The following is a 16,087-nucleotide window of genomic DNA, read 5'->3' as shown; positions in this document are numbered from 1 at the left end:
TCAGGTGGAACAAGAGCTGCCCGCCGGATCGGGCGAACGGCAGATAGCCCAGTTCATCGAGCACCACGAGATCAAGCCGGCTGAGCTGCGCGGCGATGGCGCCGGCCTTGCCGATGCGGGCTTCTTCCTCGAGCCTGGTGACGAGATCGACCGTGTTGAAGTAGCGCCCGCGGGCCCCGGCACGCACGACGCTGGCGGTGATCGCAGTGGCCAGATGGGTCTTGCCGGTCCCTGTGCCGCCGATGAGCACGATGTTGCGGCGACCGGGTAGGAACGAACCTGCGTGCAGGGAGCGCACCAGCTCTTCGTTGATCGGGGTGCCCTCGAACGCGAAGGCGTCGAGGTCCTTGATTACCGGCAGCTTGGCTGCGGTCATGCGGTAGCGGATCGAGGCGGCGAGGCCGTTCTACCCTGCCAAGGCTATTGGCTATGGCAGTCACCACCGCGGTTACGAATCATGCCGTATGAAGAGCTTTGCCAAGGCCTTCATCCAATCCTCGCTCATAGGCTGATCTGACTCAGGAGCACGCAGCATGTTCTCCGCCCGACCGATCAGACATTGCAACAAAGCATGACGGAAGGTCGCAAGATCGAGATTCGCTAGCGCGATCGCGGCTCCCGGATGTGCTAGCAAGGCATCAATTGCGCGTAGACCGACAGCATAGGTAGAGGTCCAGGCATCATGCCGCGCGTCCGGTAGTTCCGCCAGCACCGCTGCGATCGCCTGACGCTCCGCGCTGATCAAGAAGGCCAGGATACGCCTCCCGACGCTGCAGAATGCATCGCGAAAGTCTTCCGCATCCACGTCCTCATGAAGTCCGCTTTCTTCCAGTTCAAGCTTGCGCCGCAGGAGGCGCATCAAGAGATCACTGCGGCCTTGAAAGCGAGTGTAGATCGTCTTCTTGCTGACAGCAGCCGCACGTGCGATCCGTTCGACCGAGAGTTCGCGGGCACCCTTTGCGAGCAGCAAGTCCCAAGTGGCGGCCAGGATCCGGTCTTCCAGACTGGCCGCCTCTTCGGCACTCGGCCGGCCTATCCGACCGCGTTGGCTTTTCGGCATTCTCTTTTCACCGACCATCGCGGCTCTTCCTTACATCGCTCCGAGCTTTGATCGGTCCCGGTCAGCGTCGGCGACGACCGCTCGAGCCGTTCCGACGATGCCCAGAGGCTGAGCATGATCGGCCGTGGCGCAGCTTGCTCGCGGGCTGCGCCGCACCATCCGACCCAAGCTGCTCGCCAGGGTTAACCGCCCCTCATAGGCCCGGCGTGTTACAGGCAGAACGGCTGCGCAAGGTCCGGAGTGATGCGGACGAGTTGACCCGAGCTCGCGTCGAGACAGCATAACGTCGAGTGCACCTCGGCGACCGTCTCGCCGTCCCTGCCGATATGCGTCGAGAACCATGCTCGCGACGCTGTGTGCTTGGTAATCTGAACCGTCGCGATGAGACTATCGCGGTGATAGGCCGGTTTTCGATAGAAGATCTCGTGACTAGCGACGATCCAGCGAAGCCGGTCGACATCTTCCTTCCTCGCCACCGCGCGCCAGTACGCGGTTATCGCCTGCTGCACCCACTGCAGGTACACAGCATTGTTGACGTGGCCCAGTTCGTCGATCGCGTCCGCCGAAACGGTGATGGCATGCCGATGCGAACGGTATTGCGAGCGCCCCTCAGGCCCGCTGGACGGATCAGTGCCAGCCTGCTTCACCGATCCACCGGAGCGCCGTCAGCGACGGCATGAAGAGATATTCGCCGCCCATCAGACGGTTGAAGGTGGTCACGCCGTTGACGCGCTTTCGCGCCGGCTCCTGCGGAATGGTGAAGGTCCCGGGCTCCTCGTGCAGCGCGACGATCGGGTCCTTTTCGGTGCCAAGATCGATGAAGTTGCCCCGGTTGATCCATTCCTGCTGGAGGAACTCGATCGTATCGTACGCCCGCGCGCTGATGAAGATGAAGAAGATGCCGCGATCGTCTTTCGCATCGTCGGCCGCCGTCACGTCCGGAGTCCACTTGGGGCCGAAGGTGGAAGAGCGCCGGATGATGCGGTGAATGTTAACGTCGGTCAGGATCGTCAACTGGCTGTCGCGCGGGTTCAGACGGCGCATGTGCGCTGAATGCGGACAGACCAGTCCCTTGGGATCTTCCGCGAAATTAAAGTCGTTGTTGCGTGATCGATCCGCCCCCAGCGCCTCGTCGTCATGATCCGGTGCCAGGATCAGCGGCGCGCCGCTGCGCCAGCGGCCGAACATCTTGGCCGCCAGCTTCTCCTGGTCGGCTTCGCTGTCGGCGTTCGCGCGGATGAAATCGTTGAAGGCGCCAACCGCGCTCTGATATTTGCGCAGGACCACGAACGATCCGTTGCGACCGAGCGGGGCCGGTTCGGGCATTGCGACTGGCGCGCCGGTCTCGCTGTTTTCGCCCAGGATGAACTCGCCCGCCGCGATCGCGCGCTCGTCGCCCCGCGGGTCCACCCCGCCGCCCGCCACTGTCGGCTGCGAGATGGAGTCGCGAAATCCGAAAGGGTTCTTGGCATCGGCATCCGCCCCGAAGCTGTGCGTGCCGACGAGCGTGACACCATGCGAGGCTTCCAACTCGGTCATGGCGACTTCGATCGCCTTTTCCAGCGCGGCTTCGTCGCGGGCATAGATCGTCAGCGCGATATGGCAGGTGCCGGGCCGAAAGGCATCTTCCCACCGGTCGGGTGCATTCTCGCCGAAGTCGCGCAGTTGCTCGGCTCGGGCCGCCATGCCCTGTTGAAATGGCAGGGGAAAGCTCTTCAGCGATGCCTCTGGCACGCCCAGCGCCTTCAGGCCGGCATGGCTGATCGCGACGCCGGTCCAGGAGTCCATGTCGTCCGTCCAATCGTCGGCCGAGGGGATGTGCGGCGCGAGCCGGCGGACCAGATCGCGACCGCCTTCCGCCTCATCGACGTGCAGCATCGCGTGCAGGCCGACATAGGGCTCGGGCCGCGATCGCAGGATCAGGGCCTGGATGTCGTCGAGCTGCAGCTTGACCCGCTCCCGGCTGAAGCGCGCCTTCAGGTTCGCCAGAACGCTCATGTCAGTAATCCACCCCTTCCGGCTTGGAGATGGCGTCGGTAAGTTGGCCGAGCGCCGCCTTGGTCGTCGGGTCGATGCCCATGTTGGCGGCCTCTGCATCGAGGAACGCGTTGAGCGCCTTCTCCATTCGCTGGAAACGGCGTACGTCGACCACCGTCACCTGCGGATTGGCGACGAACCAACCGGCAGCGTCGATCTGGTGGTCGGCGATGAAATCCTTCACCTTGGGGCTGTCGATCCCCGGCCAGCCTTCGACGTTGGCGAACAGAAGGTCCATGAGCTCGGGAATTTTGGTCGCAAAGTCATTGATGTAGGCATCCCAGTCGCCGTCGTAGGCGGTCGCGAACAGGATGCGCGTATCATCGTCGAAAAACACGAAGCGCATGTCGTGCAGGGTGGAGACGCGCTGGGCACCGTCCATGTTGCCGGCGGTGAGATCGAAGATCCGCCGCAGGCGCTCTGCGCCGCCCGGCTTGAGCGTCGCGATGGCGGTGAGTTCGGACACGTTGCCGGATTGCTTGCCGGCGCGGCCGGCCGACCGTGCGCTGCCCTTCAGGTCCGGATTATGTTTGCGGATCATCGCCTCGAGCGCGATCTTGGCGAGGTGGGGTGCATCGGCGGCGACTTCCTCCACCCGGCGACGGATTTCCTGAAGCGTGCTCTCATCCGCGAGGCGCGGATCCTTGTTGTCTGTGGTCATCACGACCTCCTGCTTGTTCAGTCGGGAATGTCATCGACCCGGTCAGGCTCGATCCGGGCGCGCGCGTTCATCCGATGGCGGTAGCTGGTCGAGCGTTCGTAAGCCGCCCGGCGGATGCGCATGATCTGGCCAAGCGGGCGATGCGCCTCTACGCCGTTCCATGGATTGAAGGACAGGATGTCGTCGCCATACACCTGGCGCGCCGGGGCGTAGGCGTCCTGCGCTGCGAACCGCAGCGTCGCGATCGGGCGATGCGGCGACACCTTCTCGTCCCAGCGTACCGCCGCATCCTCGACCGGCATCTCCGCCAGATCGGTGCAGAGTTGCGCCGACAGGGCATATTCCGCGCCCTGGCCGGCGAAATGCTCCACCAGAACATCCCGCATCGTGGAGAATTCCGCCTTGCCCACCGGCTGTCCCGTCAAGGCCCGGACGTTATCGGAAGCTGGGGACAGCGCCAGCTTGGCGACATGGTCACCGAAGCGGATAGCACCTTGCGTGTGGTAGCTCTCGCCGAGCGGATGATGGTTGTCGCGCGCCAAACCCTCGAGCGTCGCCCCGGGCGTCATCCCCAACGCCTCCACTGTCTTCTTGGCACCCCGCGCAGTGCCCGCGATCAGCCGCTGGAAGGTGTCGGGCGCATGCGCATTCGCCTCGAGAAGGCTCAGCATCAGCTTGTATTTGGCGATGGTGCCAAAGGCGAGGACGGGAAAGTTCACCATCAGGAAATCCTGGTTGGCGCCCCCGATATCGGGCGACAACCGCTCTCCTTCGACGCCGATTACCTTGATCGCGAATCCTCGCGGCGCAGGGATCGCGTCCGAATGAATGTCGCTGGGCGCCGAGGACAGCCGTGCGACCACGCCGTAGGTGCATGGGTGTCCGAAGATGCCCTGCCGCAGTTCCGGCGCCAGATCGTCGTGAACCGTCAACGTGCCCCTCAGGACAGCATGGGACTTGGCATGCGCGTCGCGGATCGCATGGCGGTGATGCTCGAAAGCGCAGCGGTTCCCGGCCGCCATCTGCTCGACGATCTCGGCCGTCAGGCGATCTTCATCCTCGGCGATCGTCTCGATGTCGGACGAATAGAGAAGCGGTGCTTTCAAAGCCTGACCTCGTCTGTTGCCCATGTCCCGACGCCGGTCGCGGCGCCGCTTGGCCCAGCCATTTCCCGGCAATTACCCACCAACAACACCTAGGGGAACCGAATGGTTCCCTTTCTTGCTGACTCGACCAGGTCTCTACGTGAGGCAACTATCGATGCAGGAGGCAGCGATCAGCGACACGAAGTCTCGTGGCCATGCGAAGCGAGGTCGCAGCCACTACGAGCGGCTAGAAGGAGTGCGCGATACACTACAGCCGCGGAAACGGTGGAGCTTGCGCTCCTTGGCGAGGATTGCCCTCCATTCAGGCCTCGGTGGCGGACGTCCCGACCATCGCGCCGAAGCCGACGAGGCGCGAATACGCCAGCATGGCATAGCCGAGGGCGAGGCTTGCAAGGGTCAAGGCGGGGATCGTGACCTCGCTCAGGCGCGCATGCATCTGGTTCAACGGGACGAACGTGTGGACGCCGGCGGTGGCCGGGATCAAGTGAGAGAGGGCGGCGACGAAGCCCGGCATTTGATCGAGCGGATAGGCGGTCCCGGTGAGGAAGAAGAACGGCACCGAGATCGGTGCCAGGATGTAGGTTGCCCGCTCGGCGCAATCGAACACGCTGCCGATGAGCAGCCCTAGGGCAGCAACCGCCGTGGCGAAGACAGGGACCATTACCATCATGCCGGTAATGTCGCCATCGACGGGCACAGCCTGGAGCCAGAAGATGAACCCGAACAGGAAATAGCATCCCAGGATGCCTACCGACGTGAACGCCGCCAGCGTTCCCCAGAACTCCGCGACACCCATCCGCCATGCGCCGGAGCGGCGTCGTCCGCCCATGAAGGTAGCGGCGCCGAAGAGCAGCGTCTGCTGAACGATGATCACCGCTACGGCCGGAAAGACATAGCCCTTGTAACCACCCGTCCGATTGAACAACGGTTCGGTGGTGACCGCGACGGGCAGCCCGCCGCGACTGAGTTGGGTTCAGCGGCAGCACGTTGCTCCAGATGTGGGCAAAGGCGTTGGCGCCGTTCAGCGGTAACGTCGCGCCCGAATACCTGCCGTTTGCCCGCTCGGGCGGTCAGCTGCTCTTCCACCTCGTCAGCAAGCTCTACGAACAGACTTCAGTCATCGTCACGACGAACCTGGCCTTTGGTGAGTGGCCCACCGTCTTCGGCGACCCCAAGATGACCACCGCGCTGCTCGACCGAATTACCCACCATTGCGACATCGTCGAAACCGGCAACGACAGCTGGCGCTTCAAACATCGAAGCTGACGCCTGGAACACCGGCAGAGAACGCTTCGCGCTGGTTGCGCCTCCCGTCGGGCTACGCCCGCCCTACGCCGCAACCAGCGCGAACAGTGCGCCCGTCATCCCCGGTACGCTGCTCGACGAAGGGGGTCCCTTTTGGACGCCGGTAGGGGGTCCCTTTTGGACGCCGATTGACAGTCAACGCGCTGATCTAGGAAGGCGGGGCAGCGATAGGTGATCTCATGCTTTATCGCGACCCGGGCAACCGACTCCAGCGCATCGCCGGGCGCGATCCGGTGCCAAAAGGAGATCACCGCCTCCTGAATCCAGCGTAAATAGACCGTATTGTTGACGTGGCCCATGTGATCGATGTCGGAGGCGATCACATCGAAGGCGCAGGTATGGCCGGCGCTATCGTTAGGCATCCGCGTCGTCTCCGCTGATCGTCATTGACACCGACACGGCATTAACTTATATTGTCATCAATGACAATAGAGCCTCCCCGTCGCCGCCGGCGTCATCCGGACGAGCTTCGCAGCGAAGCGGTCGGCGCTGCCCGCGATATCCTTGAGCGTTTCGGGCCGGCAGCGATCACGCTTCAGAGCGTGGCCGGGGCATTAGGCATGGCGCACGGAAGCATCACCCATCATTTCGGCACCGCGGCCAACCTGCAGGCAGCCGTCGCGGACGACGGCATCGGCCAGCTTCTGGAGGACGTCCGGCGCGGTGTCCGAGCCTTGAGGGCAGGCGACATCGATGAAGCCGGCCTCGTCGACCTCGTCTTCGACACGTTCGCACAGACCGGCGTGGGCCGGCTGATCGGCTGGCTTGCCGCGACCGATCGTCAGATGCTGGAACCCCTCTTCAGCCGATTCTCCCGCCTACCAAGCGAGTTGGCGGGCGACACGACGGGGGGCTCGATAGTCGCCGACCACGAGCTGCCGGCCCTCGTCGAGGGCATCGTTTCGGGCGCGCTGAGTGCGTCGTTGATCGGCGACGAGCTGGACCATGCTTTGGGATTGCCAAGATCATTCGCGAAACGACGTGCGGCCCGCCAGCTGACCCTCCGAAGGGGGGCGAGCATCGTCTCTTGCGAATTTCGACGACCGGGGTCGCAGTCGTGAACGTGATCATGGCGGCGACGCCCAGACCTCGTCCCCTCGTACATGGCTGCGGCATCGAGGCCGCAGACGGCTTGTCGCCTCACAGCAAAGCGGGCCAACGTCGATGATGAGCCTTCGGTCTATCGCCATCATCGGCGCCGCGGTCGCGACGCCGCATGCCGCATCGGCCCAGAACATCGGCCCCTCAAGCCCCGCCGTCCTGACATACGCCCGTGCGCAGGAGCAGCTGCTGGACCGTTCCGACGCGATCGCGGCCTCGGACGCGAACGTGCGCAGCAAGGAGGCGCAAGAGGGAGCCACGCGCACATTGCGCAGGCCGGACGTCGACCTCGAGGCGCAACTGCTGGACTATCAGAAGACGCTCTATCTGCCGCTCGGTTCGCTCGCGCCGGTCGCCGAGGGCTTCGGCATCCCTGACCCGCTGCGGTTTCAAGTTAGAAGGCAAAGTACGCGCCCCATCGCTTCGACGACCCTCCCGATCTACACCGGAGGGCAGATTTCGGGGACGCAGGCTGGTGCGCGGGCACAGGTGGCGCAGGCGCAGGCCGACCGGGCCATCACCGCCAACGATCAGCTCGTGCAACTGGTGCGGGCCTATTTCGGCCAGCAGCTAGCCGAGCGAGCGCTGGGCGTGCGCCGCGACGTGCTCGATGGGCTCGACCGTCACGTCGCAGACGCCGTCAAGCTCGAGGAAGCGCGCTTCATCAGCCGGGCGCAACGCCTTCAGGCAGAGGTGGCACGCGACGACGCACGGGCGGAATATGAGAAGGCGATCGCTGACCTCCAGACGGCGAATGCGGCGCTTGCGGGGCTGCTGCGCGAACCCGCAGGAGTGAGGCCGTCAACGCCGCTCTTCGTCATCTCGCGTCCACTGCCGCCGCTCGACACGTTCAAGGCCGCGGCCCTAGCCTCACATCCTCAACTCGAGCGGCTGTCGTCGCTGGAGGACCAGGCGAAGGCCGGCGTCCTGATCCAGCAGGCGAAGCAGCGCCCGACCGTCTACGGCTTCGGCCAGTATAATTTCGACCGGCGCAACACCCTCCTCACGGACCCGGATTGGGCAGTGGGTGTTGGCTTGCGCTATAAGCTCGCCGGGGGTCTTGGGCGCCGACAGGCGGTCGATGCGGCACGGGCGACGGCGGAACAGGCGCGCGCCGGTCTGCGCGAAGGCCGCACGCAGATCGAGATCGGTGTGACGAAGGCGTGGAACGACGTCGAGGCGGCGCGAAAGCGGTATCTGCTTCTCGATACCTCCCTCGCTTCATCTATCGAGAATCTGCGGCTTCAGACCCTATCCTATCGGGAACAGCAGGCGACATCGCTGGACGTCATCGACGCGCAGCTTTCGCTGGGGCGATCGCGCGTCCAGCGCGCGCAGGCGGCCAACGAATATGTACAGGCACTTGCCCAGCTTCTGAACGTCAGCGGGCAAATGGATGAGATGGCCGCATACGTCGCCAAAGCCGACAAGGTAATTCCATGAACGCCGCAACTGAAAACGAAATGCACGACGGCGGGGGGACGACAAGGCCACCCCGCGGCAAACTGGTCGTTGTCGCTCTCGTGGTCGCTGCCCTGCTGGGCGTCGGACTCTGGCTCAGCTACCGTCCCGTGCCTGGTCAGCTGCAAGGCATGGTAGACGCGCGCGAGATCCGCGTCACGAGCAAGGTCACGGGACGGATCGCATCGTTCGGCGTGGAGGAAGGACAGCCCGTCCGGCAAGGGCAGCTACTCTACACGATCTCCAGCCCCGAAGTCGCCGCCAAGCAGCAGCAGGCCGGCGGGGCGCTGGAGGCCGCGCAGGCAACGCAGGACAAGGCCGAGGCCGGCGCGCGCAGCGAGGACATCCGGGCGGCCGAGGCGCAATGGCGGCGTGCACAGGCGGCAGCGAATCTGGCGCAGGATACCAGCAACCGCACGCAACGCTTGTTCGCCCAGGGCGTCGTCGCCGGTCAGAAGGCGGACGAGGCGCGGACGAACGCCATCGCTTCGACGGAGGCTGCGAAGGCAGCGAGGGCGCAATACGATCAGGCCCTGGCGGGAGCCCGCCCTCAGGACAAGGCCGCCGCTGGCGGTCAGGTCCAGCAGGCGCGCGGCGCGGTGGCCGAGGTGCAGGCCGCCGCCGCCGAGACGCGCGTGGTCGCGCCATCTGCTGGGGAAGTCGGGAAGCGGATGGCTCAACCAGGCGAACTCGTGCCGCAGGGCTTTCCGGTCTTCATGCTGACCGACGTCGAAAACGCTTGGGTCACGCTGAACGTCCGCGAGGATCAGCTCGACGGGCTCGCACGAGGCCGGCAGATCGTCGGAACGATACCTGCGCTTGCGAACAGGCGGGTGACGTTCCGCGTGTCGTACCTGGCGCCGGCGGGCGAGTTCGCGACCTGGCGCGCGACCCGCCAGTCCAGCGGGTTCGACGTCAAGAGCTTCGAGGTCCGCGCCCTGCCATCCCGTCCCATCGACGGGCTGCGTCCCGGTATGACGGTCCTGTTCGACTGGCCGCAATGATCCCGCCCGCGCTGGTCGGCGGCTTTCGGCGGGAGGCCGGCTTCCTGCGAAAGAGCTTCTGGGACCTGTCGCTCGTGACATGGATCCCGTTGATCCTTCTCGCCACGGTCGCCATCCAGATGTCGGCCGGGGCCATGCGCGACCTCCCAATCGTCGTGGTCGATCGCGACGGCGGCGGCATCGCCCGCGAGTTGACCCGCCGTCTCGATGCGGCGCCCGGCTTGGCCGTTCTCGAAATAGCACCCGACCTGTCGATGGCGGAAAACGCCGTGCGCGCCCGACAGGCCTATGCAATTGTCCTCATCGATCGGGACACAAGCAGAGAGGTACTCCGCGGCGGCACGGCTCAGGTCATTGCGCTCTACAATGCCAGCTACTCGACACCGGCCGGGTCCGTCATCCGCGAAGTCGGCAGCGTCGTGCAAGGCTATGCCAGCTCGCTTGCGTCGCAGCAGAGCGCGGCCGTGCTGGGGCCTGGGAGGGTTCGCAGGCCACCCATCGCGGTACGCTCGACCGTTCTCTTCAATCCGCAGGGCAGCTACGAAATTCAGCTGGTGGCGCTGCTTCATCCCGCATTGCTGCATCTGATCTTCATGGTGGCGATCACCGGCGCGCTCGGGCGGGAGCTTCGCGACGGAACGATCGGGGACTGGCTTGCAGACTGCTCGCGACGCGAGGCGGCCTGGGCCGTTTGCGGCAAATTGCTGCTCTACGTCCTCATCTTCATGGGCTGGGGGATCGCAGCGATCGCCTATCTGGCTAGTCTGCGAGGCTGGCCGATCGCGGGCAGCCCGCTGCTGATCGGCGCCGGCTATGCGGTGATGTACATGGCATATGTCGGTGTCGGGCTTCTATTCGTCGGTCTTACTCTAACGATGAGCAGCGCGCTTTCGGCGGCTGGCCTCTACGCGGGAGCCTCCTTCGCGTTCGCCGGGGCGGTATTCCCGGTCGAGTCCGCCTCCGGCTTTGCTCGGGTATGGAGCGCGCTGCTTCCTTATTCTTCCTTTGCCAAGCTGCTTTCGGAGCAGTGGATCATGGGTTCGGCGGCATCAGTGTCACTGCGACAGATCATCGTCATGCTACCATTCGTGATCGTCGGTCTTGCCGTCGGACTGCCGCGCTACCTTGCCGCGGCGAAGCAGCCGGAAACCTGGGGCCGCCGGTGATACGCAACGCCTTCCTCGGCACGTTCCGTGCCATCCTCTCGGACCGATCCGCGCTCCTGCTGCTGATCGGATCGGCCATCATCTATTCGTTCTTCTACCCGGCCGCTTATTCCGGCGAGGTGCCGAGGCGACTGCCCATCGTCGTTGTCGATCTCGACCATACCGGTTCGAGCCGCTCGCTCCTGATGAAGCTCCCGGCCCTTCAGCAGGCCGAGCTCATCGCCTCCCTATCGTCTCCTCGAGAGGCTTACGGATGGGTGCAATCTCGCCACGCGGACGCGGTGATCGTCATCCCGGACGGCTACGAGCGGAACATCCTGCGTGGTGGCCAAGGCACGATCGCGCTGTATGGCAATGGTGCCTATCTTCTTCGTAGCAGCACCTCGCTCGGCAGCATCGCCGCTGCCATTTCGGCGGTCGGTCGCGAGGCAGGGATGGATCAGGCGATGGCCGCCGGCGCGACGGCGCCACCGGCCTTGTCGCTCGTGCAACGACCGCTCTTCAACACGCGCGAAGGCTATGGAAGCACGGTCGTTCCGGGCGTCGCGTTCCTGATCATTCATCAGACGCTGCTGATGGGTCTCGCTCTGCTTGCCGGGACGATGAGGGAACGGCAGGGCCGCCGACGCTTCACTCGCAGGGAGTTCTTCGGCATCGCACTGGCATTCGTATCAATTGGTCTCCTCGACGTGGCCTACTACACTGGCTTCGTTTTCTGGTTTCAGGACTACCCACGTGCTCAGGCGGCCCCTCTCACCCTCATCGTCGCAGCAATCGCGTTCGTCGCGGCAACCGTCGCCGGGGCAATGGCGCTTGCCAGCTTCTTCAAGACTCGCGAGCGGCCGATCCAGCTCTGGATCGTGACATCCCTGCCAATCTTCTTCCTCTCCGGCTTGTCATGGCCCTCGGAGGCAACGCCGGGATGGCTCGTCGCAGCGTCACGGATGCTTCCCACGACCCCGGGGATACATCTGATGGTGGGGGTCAACCAGATGGGTGGAAGCCTTCGGCAATTATCAGGCGAAGTGGTGAACCTCTTCGGGCTCACCGTTTTCTACGGCTGGATCGCATATGCCCGCTTTGTTCGGCCAAGTTAGCCAACATCGCCGCACACGAGATTGCACGTGCTTTTTTTATCAACCAAACAGTCTAGGATCGTTGAGCGCATGATGCAGCGTTCGTGACACGCTGGCGTCACGAGCCTCATGCCTCGGGAGAGGCGCACTGCTCAAAATGTGACACCATCAAGGCTGAGATATTCACCGGCGATCCAGGCTATAACGACCCAATTTCGGTGGTTCAATCGCGGTAATAGCGCTCCCGAAAGCGGTCGTCCGTTCACCTGCCAGTCGGTAGTCTGCGGCTGGGCAAAGAGCGGTGGCCGGTGATGGGCAACCGCATTTCGAGCGAAATTTCGGGTGTGGATCGGCGTGGAAAAAGGACCCCGGCAGCGGGGTGATCGGCGTCGAAAAAGGACCCCTCATCCCGGTGGTCTAGGCTGCTCGCTTGGCGGTGTGTCAGGCGGCGAGATCGGGATGCTGGTATTGGAGACGGTGTTGAGGATCCGGCGCGAGCACGCGTCTGGGAAGGCCATCAAGGCGATAGCGCGGGACCTGCACCTGTCGCGCAAGGTGGTGCGTAAGGCGATCCGGGCGCCGGAGGCGGACATGGGGTATCGGCGGGAGGTACAGCCGCTGCCTAAGCTGGGGCCGTTTCAATCGCGACTGGACGCGTTGCTGGAGGAAGATGAGGCACGGCCGCGGCGGGAGAAGCTGCGCCTCACCCGTATCCACGACCTGCTGCTACGCGAGGGGTTCGACGGCTCGTATGATGCGGTGCGCCGTTATGCGGCGCGCTGGCGGCAGGCGCGGCGTCGCGACGTAATGAATGCGCCGGCGTTCATCCCGCTGCTATTCCGGCCGGGCGAGGCTTACCAGTTCGACTGGAGCCACGAGGACGTCGAGATCTCGGGCAAGCCGATGCGCGTGAAGGTCGCGCATGTCCAGCTGTGCGCGTCGCGGACGATGTATCTGCGCGCCTAAGCGCGCTCGCCGGAACACTCGTTGCGACCGCACTGATGCTTGCCGCACTGGCATTTGCCGCATCACGGTTCATCGTTACGCCGCGTGCCGAACAAGCGCCGCTTTTCGTCGTGCCGCGCGGTATTGTGGTTCTCCTGGCGCTACTCGCCGCGATTACCTTCCTGACGGAGGGGGCTATTCTCGACTGGGGTGCGCTGCTCCTTGCCGGCAAGGGATTGCTGGCACCCGATCAAGCGGGCCTTGGATATAGTGTCTTCGCTATTACGATGACCGCGGGGCGGCTCACCGGCGATCGGGTGGTGGCTCGAATTGGTGATCGTCAGACCATGTTTTGGGGCGGCTTGCTGGCGCTCATGGGCTACGGGATCATGCTGCTCGCACCGGTTGCCGTGGTCGCCATGTTGGGTCTGATGTTGATCGGACTTGGTGCATCGAACACGGTGCCGGTATTGTTTCGCCAGGCTGGCGCACAGAACGCGATGCCGCCTGAGCTTGCCGTCGCCTCGATTACGACGGTTGGCTACGCCGGCATCCTGGCAGGTCCGGCTGCGATCGGTTTCGTCGCGGGGCATACCGGCCTAACGGCCGCTTTCTGGATGCTGGCGGCTCTACTCTGCCTTGTACCACTATGCGCGAGAGCGGCAGTGGCAAAAGCTTCAGCTTGAGGATGGCGTAGTTATAGGAACACCTATCCTGGGCTGACCTTTCGTTGTCCCAAAATTAGCATCCCAATGGGAAAACCTCGACCGTATCGATAGACGTGTCTTCCAGGTAGAGAACGAGAAGGAAGAACGCGGATGAGGAGTCTGATCTGGGTCGCGCCGCTATGCGCTGGTCTCGGCGCTTGCAACGCCACCCCCGATCCGATCGGCCTTCAGCCGGGCGAGACGCTGTTGTCGGTGACGGGCACCGGCCGCACCGAGGCGACGCCTGACCAGGCGCTGTTCACCGCCGGCTTGTCGAGCATCGCCGCGGATGCCCGCGGCGCGTCCGAACGGAACGCTCGCACCATGACCGCGATCACGCAGGCACTGGCAAAGTTAGGCGTCGCCCAACGGGATATCCAAACTCGCAATCTGTCGGTGAACCGCATCACTTGGGGCGCGAACAAGGGACAGTACGAGGTCGCCAACAGCGTCACCGTTCGGATGCGCGACACCGGCAAAGTAGGCGCGGCGATCGCCGCCGTCACTGACGCCGGTGCCAACATCGTGTCCGGCCCCGACCTGTCGGTCGCCGATCCGGAAAAGGCGAACCTCACCGGCTACGGAAATGCCTACAAAACCGCACGCGCGAAAGCGGACGCATATGCCGCCGCGGCCGGGCTGCATATCGTGCGGGTGCTTTCGATCCGGGATGGCGGCACTGGCGGCGAATTACCGCAGGCCGGCGATATGACGGCGATGCCCGTAGCACCGCCGCCCGTGGTCGCGATGCAGAGCGCCGCCCCGCCCGTCATGGCCGGCACGAACAACGGCGTGGTCGCGGCGCGGGTCGATTTCGCGCTCGCGCCGAAGTGACCAACAGTCGTTCGGATATCACCAGCACCCTTAGACATAGGTTTTGAGAAGCCGACTACATTCTCTCTTCACCATCCTTTGCGGGAATTTCGATCGTGACAACGCGCCGCCCGCCGGCCGGGTCGAAGACGGCGAATGAGTTGGCTAAGAGCCCTGGCTCGGGTATTGCTTGCTCAGGCGACGTACAACCGACACAAGCTTCGCGAGCGTTGGGTCGCGGATCGGTTCGGTGACGCGGAGTTCGCGACTGCGGCCGGCGATGGTCAGCCCAACCGTATAGGTGCGCGCATCCGGCCCCGCGCTGTCGTTTGCAGGCGTGCAGCTGAAGAAGTCCGCCTGATCGGCGAGACTGGCGATCTCCTGACTTTCCGGGGTGGTGAGATCGTCAAACGAGACCGTCTGCTCCTTCGCCAGTCCGGGGAAATGGGCAAGACCGCCCTCGATGCACAAGCGGACCTCACCTTTTACTGTCTCGTCCAAGGCCTTGCCCTTCTGCATCAGATCACTCCAACTATGCTCCGAGCCTCGGTGGCAGCGGCGCATCGTACAGATTTATCCAGCGCATGCCCATGCGTTGCCATGCTTTAGGAGCAGAGCGCCTCACCATAGCACTTGTGCGACCTTGCCGTTCTGCATAACATCATATCTGAATTATTGAAGGTGTGCACACGTGCATATTATCACGCTCGCAGCTCAAAAGGGTGGCGTTGGCAAAACGACGCTCGCGGTGAATTTGGCGGTCGCTGCTGAAGCGGTCGGGATCAAGACGGCTCTCTTTGATCTCGACCCGCAGGAGAGCGCGACCGCTTGGAGCGAGCGACGAACGGCCGAGCTGCCGCACGTCGAGCCAATCAGTGCGAGACGCCTCGACCAAGCGATTGATGCGGCTGAGGCTAACGGCTTTGCACTTACTATCATCGACACACCGCCAGCGGCGGGCGCGGAAGCCGCCGCAGCGGCGCAGCGTGCCGATCTGGTCGTTATCCCCTGCCGTCCGTCATTGATCGATCTCGATGCGATTAAGCGCACGGCACAGCTTATCACCAGCACGGGGCGAACGGGCGTGGTCGTGCTGAATGCCGCCCCCCCTACGGCAACCACGTTGCTGGACGATGCCAGAACGCTTGCCGAGGCAACCGGCTTACGGGTGGCGCGTGCCGTATTGCGGGAGCGCAGCGCCTACCGAGCGGCATGGCCTTACGGCTTGGGCGTCATCGAGCATGAGCCGAAAGGTAAAGCTGCTTTGGAAATTGCAGCCTTGCAGAAGCACATATTTGATGATGTGATGAATTGCACACCTGCAAATGTGAAGGCTTGATTATGGCGAAACGGACTTCTCTGCTGGGACCGGCAGTAGCGCCCCCCTCCCCTCGTGACCCAGAGCCGGACCATCAGCCGGCTCCGCCGACATCGCCATCGAGTGCAGCACGATCGAGCGGAAAGCGGCCGGGAAAGTATCACCTCGGCGCATATTTCGATCCGGCCGATCCTACGGCAGAGGCGTTTCGCGTATTGGCAGCGCGAACCCGGCGGAGTCATCAAGACCTACTTGCCGAGGCGATCAGCGAGTTGGTCGCCAAGTATGATGCCGACAAGCAATTCGGCCGTGTGTGATAATGTGCAC

The 16,087-nt window shown here is 63.9% G+C and carries 17 protein-coding genes and 3 pseudogenes; 11 read left to right on the top strand and 9 right to left on the bottom strand.

All coding sequences use genetic code 11. The features are described 5' to 3' along the window. The 6 genes and pseudogenes from CA237_RS14870 to CA237_RS14845 all read right to left on the bottom strand — a co-directional run. Window positions 1–397 (bottom strand): annotated as a pseudogene (locus CA237_RS14870) (ATP-binding protein); the annotation flags it as partial. A gap of 51 nt (window positions 398–448) precedes the next feature. Then, complete coding sequence (locus CA237_RS14865; RefSeq protein WP_115381660.1) at window positions 449–1,078, bottom strand: TetR/AcrR family transcriptional regulator; 630 nt, start codon at window positions 1,076–1,078, stop codon at window positions 449–451. A 191-nt stretch (window positions 1,079–1,269) separates the two neighbouring features. Then, window positions 1,270–1,707 (bottom strand): thioesterase family protein, encoded by a 438-nt coding sequence (locus CA237_RS14860; RefSeq protein WP_056433095.1) that lies wholly within the window; start codon window positions 1,705–1,707, stop codon window positions 1,270–1,272. Further along, on the bottom strand, window positions 1,688–3,058 hold the full coding sequence (locus tag CA237_RS14855; protein WP_126014511.1) for a Dyp-type peroxidase: 1,371 nt from the start codon (window positions 3,056–3,058) through the stop codon (window positions 1,688–1,690). Before CA237_RS14855 ends, CA237_RS14860 begins: the two co-directional genes overlap by 20 nt. Window position 3,059: 1 nt before the next feature. After that, complete coding sequence (locus CA237_RS14850) at window positions 3,060–3,758, bottom strand: hypothetical protein (protein ID WP_126014509.1); 699 nt, start codon at window positions 3,756–3,758, stop codon at window positions 3,060–3,062. Window positions 3,759–3,775: 17 nt separating this feature from the next. After that, window positions 3,776–4,690 carry a catalase family protein gene (locus CA237_RS14845; RefSeq protein WP_241215505.1) on the bottom strand — a complete coding sequence of 305 codons (915 nt, stop codon included), beginning with the start codon at window positions 4,688–4,690 and terminating at the stop codon, window positions 3,776–3,778. 30 nt (window positions 4,691–4,720) lie between these two features. Between CA237_RS14845 and CA237_RS19720 the strand changes: the two genes are divergently transcribed. Further along, entirely contained in the window at window positions 4,721–4,957 is a 237-nt protein-coding gene (locus CA237_RS19720; protein WP_164523883.1) for a hypothetical protein, read from the top strand. Window positions 4,958–5,165: 208 nt separating this feature from the next. Here the strand turns inward: CA237_RS19720 and CA237_RS14840 are convergent, their stop codons facing one another. Continuing rightward, a complete protein-coding gene (locus CA237_RS14840; protein WP_126014507.1) occupies window positions 5,166–5,816 on the bottom strand; it encodes an ABC transporter permease in 651 nt (216 codons plus the stop codon). Between the two features lie 92 nt (window positions 5,817–5,908). Here CA237_RS14840 and CA237_RS14835 point away from each other — a divergent pair. After that, window positions 5,909–6,130, top strand: a pseudogene (locus tag CA237_RS14835) (ATP-binding protein); the annotation flags it as partial. Between the two features lie 95 nt (window positions 6,131–6,225). Here CA237_RS14835 and CA237_RS14830 read toward each other — a convergent pair. Then, entirely contained in the window at window positions 6,226–6,531 is a 306-nt protein-coding gene (locus tag CA237_RS14830) for an acyl-CoA thioesterase (RefSeq protein ID WP_056433088.1), read from the bottom strand. Window positions 6,532–6,591: 60 nt separating this feature from the next. Between CA237_RS14830 and CA237_RS14825 the strand changes: the two genes are divergently transcribed. The 8 genes and pseudogenes from CA237_RS14825 to CA237_RS14790 all read left to right on the top strand — a co-directional run bounded on the left by CA237_RS14825 (window position 6,592) and on the right by CA237_RS14790 (window position 14,463). Continuing rightward, window positions 6,592–7,230 carry a TetR/AcrR family transcriptional regulator gene (locus CA237_RS14825; RefSeq protein ID WP_126014505.1) on the top strand — a complete coding sequence of 213 codons (639 nt, stop codon included), beginning with the start codon at window positions 6,592–6,594 and terminating at the stop codon, window positions 7,228–7,230. 103 nt (window positions 7,231–7,333) lie between these two features. After that, window positions 7,334–8,713, top strand: a complete 1,380-nt coding sequence (locus tag CA237_RS14820; RefSeq protein ID WP_241215503.1) for a TolC family protein — start codon at window positions 7,334–7,336, stop codon at window positions 8,711–8,713. Continuing rightward, window positions 8,710–9,735: an efflux RND transporter periplasmic adaptor subunit gene (locus CA237_RS14815; protein WP_232834232.1), complete on the top strand. Its 1,026-nt coding sequence runs from the start codon at window positions 8,710–8,712 to the stop codon at window positions 9,733–9,735. Before CA237_RS14820 ends, CA237_RS14815 begins: the two co-directional genes overlap by 4 nt. Then, the gene (locus CA237_RS14810) at window positions 9,732–10,901 is read left to right on the top strand and encodes an ABC transporter permease (protein ID WP_206432990.1); all 1,170 of its coding nucleotides are present in this window, start codon (window positions 9,732–9,734) and stop codon (window positions 10,899–10,901) included. The genes CA237_RS14815 and CA237_RS14810 overlap by 4 nt, the downstream gene beginning before the upstream one ends. Further along, window positions 10,898–11,998 carry an ABC transporter permease gene (locus tag CA237_RS14805; protein ID WP_056433079.1) on the top strand — a complete coding sequence of 367 codons (1,101 nt, stop codon included), beginning with the start codon at window positions 10,898–10,900 and terminating at the stop codon, window positions 11,996–11,998. Before CA237_RS14810 ends, CA237_RS14805 begins: the two co-directional genes overlap by 4 nt. A 438-nt stretch (window positions 11,999–12,436) precedes the next feature. After that, window positions 12,437–12,940, top strand: a pseudogene (locus CA237_RS14800) (IS21 family transposase); the annotation flags it as partial. Between the two features lie 38 nt (window positions 12,941–12,978). Next, window positions 12,979–13,608, top strand: a complete 630-nt coding sequence (locus tag CA237_RS14795) for an MFS transporter (protein WP_126014503.1) — start codon at window positions 12,979–12,981, stop codon at window positions 13,606–13,608. Between the two features lie 234 nt (window positions 13,609–13,842). Then, window positions 13,843–14,463 (top strand): SIMPL domain-containing protein, encoded by a 621-nt coding sequence (locus CA237_RS14790; RefSeq protein ID WP_241215506.1) that lies wholly within the window; start codon window positions 13,843–13,845, stop codon window positions 14,461–14,463. 144 nt (window positions 14,464–14,607) lie between these two features. Here the strand turns inward: CA237_RS14790 and CA237_RS14785 are convergent, their stop codons facing one another. Next, window positions 14,608–14,961 (bottom strand): protealysin inhibitor emfourin, encoded by a 354-nt coding sequence (locus CA237_RS14785; RefSeq protein WP_126014501.1) that lies wholly within the window; start codon window positions 14,959–14,961, stop codon window positions 14,608–14,610. Window positions 14,962–15,133: 172 nt separating this feature from the next. Here CA237_RS14785 and CA237_RS14780 point away from each other — a divergent pair, with 172 nt between their 5' ends. After that, complete coding sequence (locus tag CA237_RS14780; protein ID WP_126014499.1) at window positions 15,134–15,781, top strand: ParA family protein; 648 nt, start codon at window positions 15,134–15,136, stop codon at window positions 15,779–15,781. Window positions 15,782–16,087 lie beyond the last annotated feature (306 nt).

Origin of the sequence: Sphingomonas sp. ABOLH (genome assembly GCF_003951715.1) — a bacterium.
In the GTDB taxonomy this organism is placed as follows: Bacteria; Pseudomonadota; Alphaproteobacteria; order Sphingomonadales; family Sphingomonadaceae; genus Sphingomonas; species Sphingomonas hankookensis_A.
This window is presented reverse-complemented; position numbering and strand designations above follow the sequence as displayed.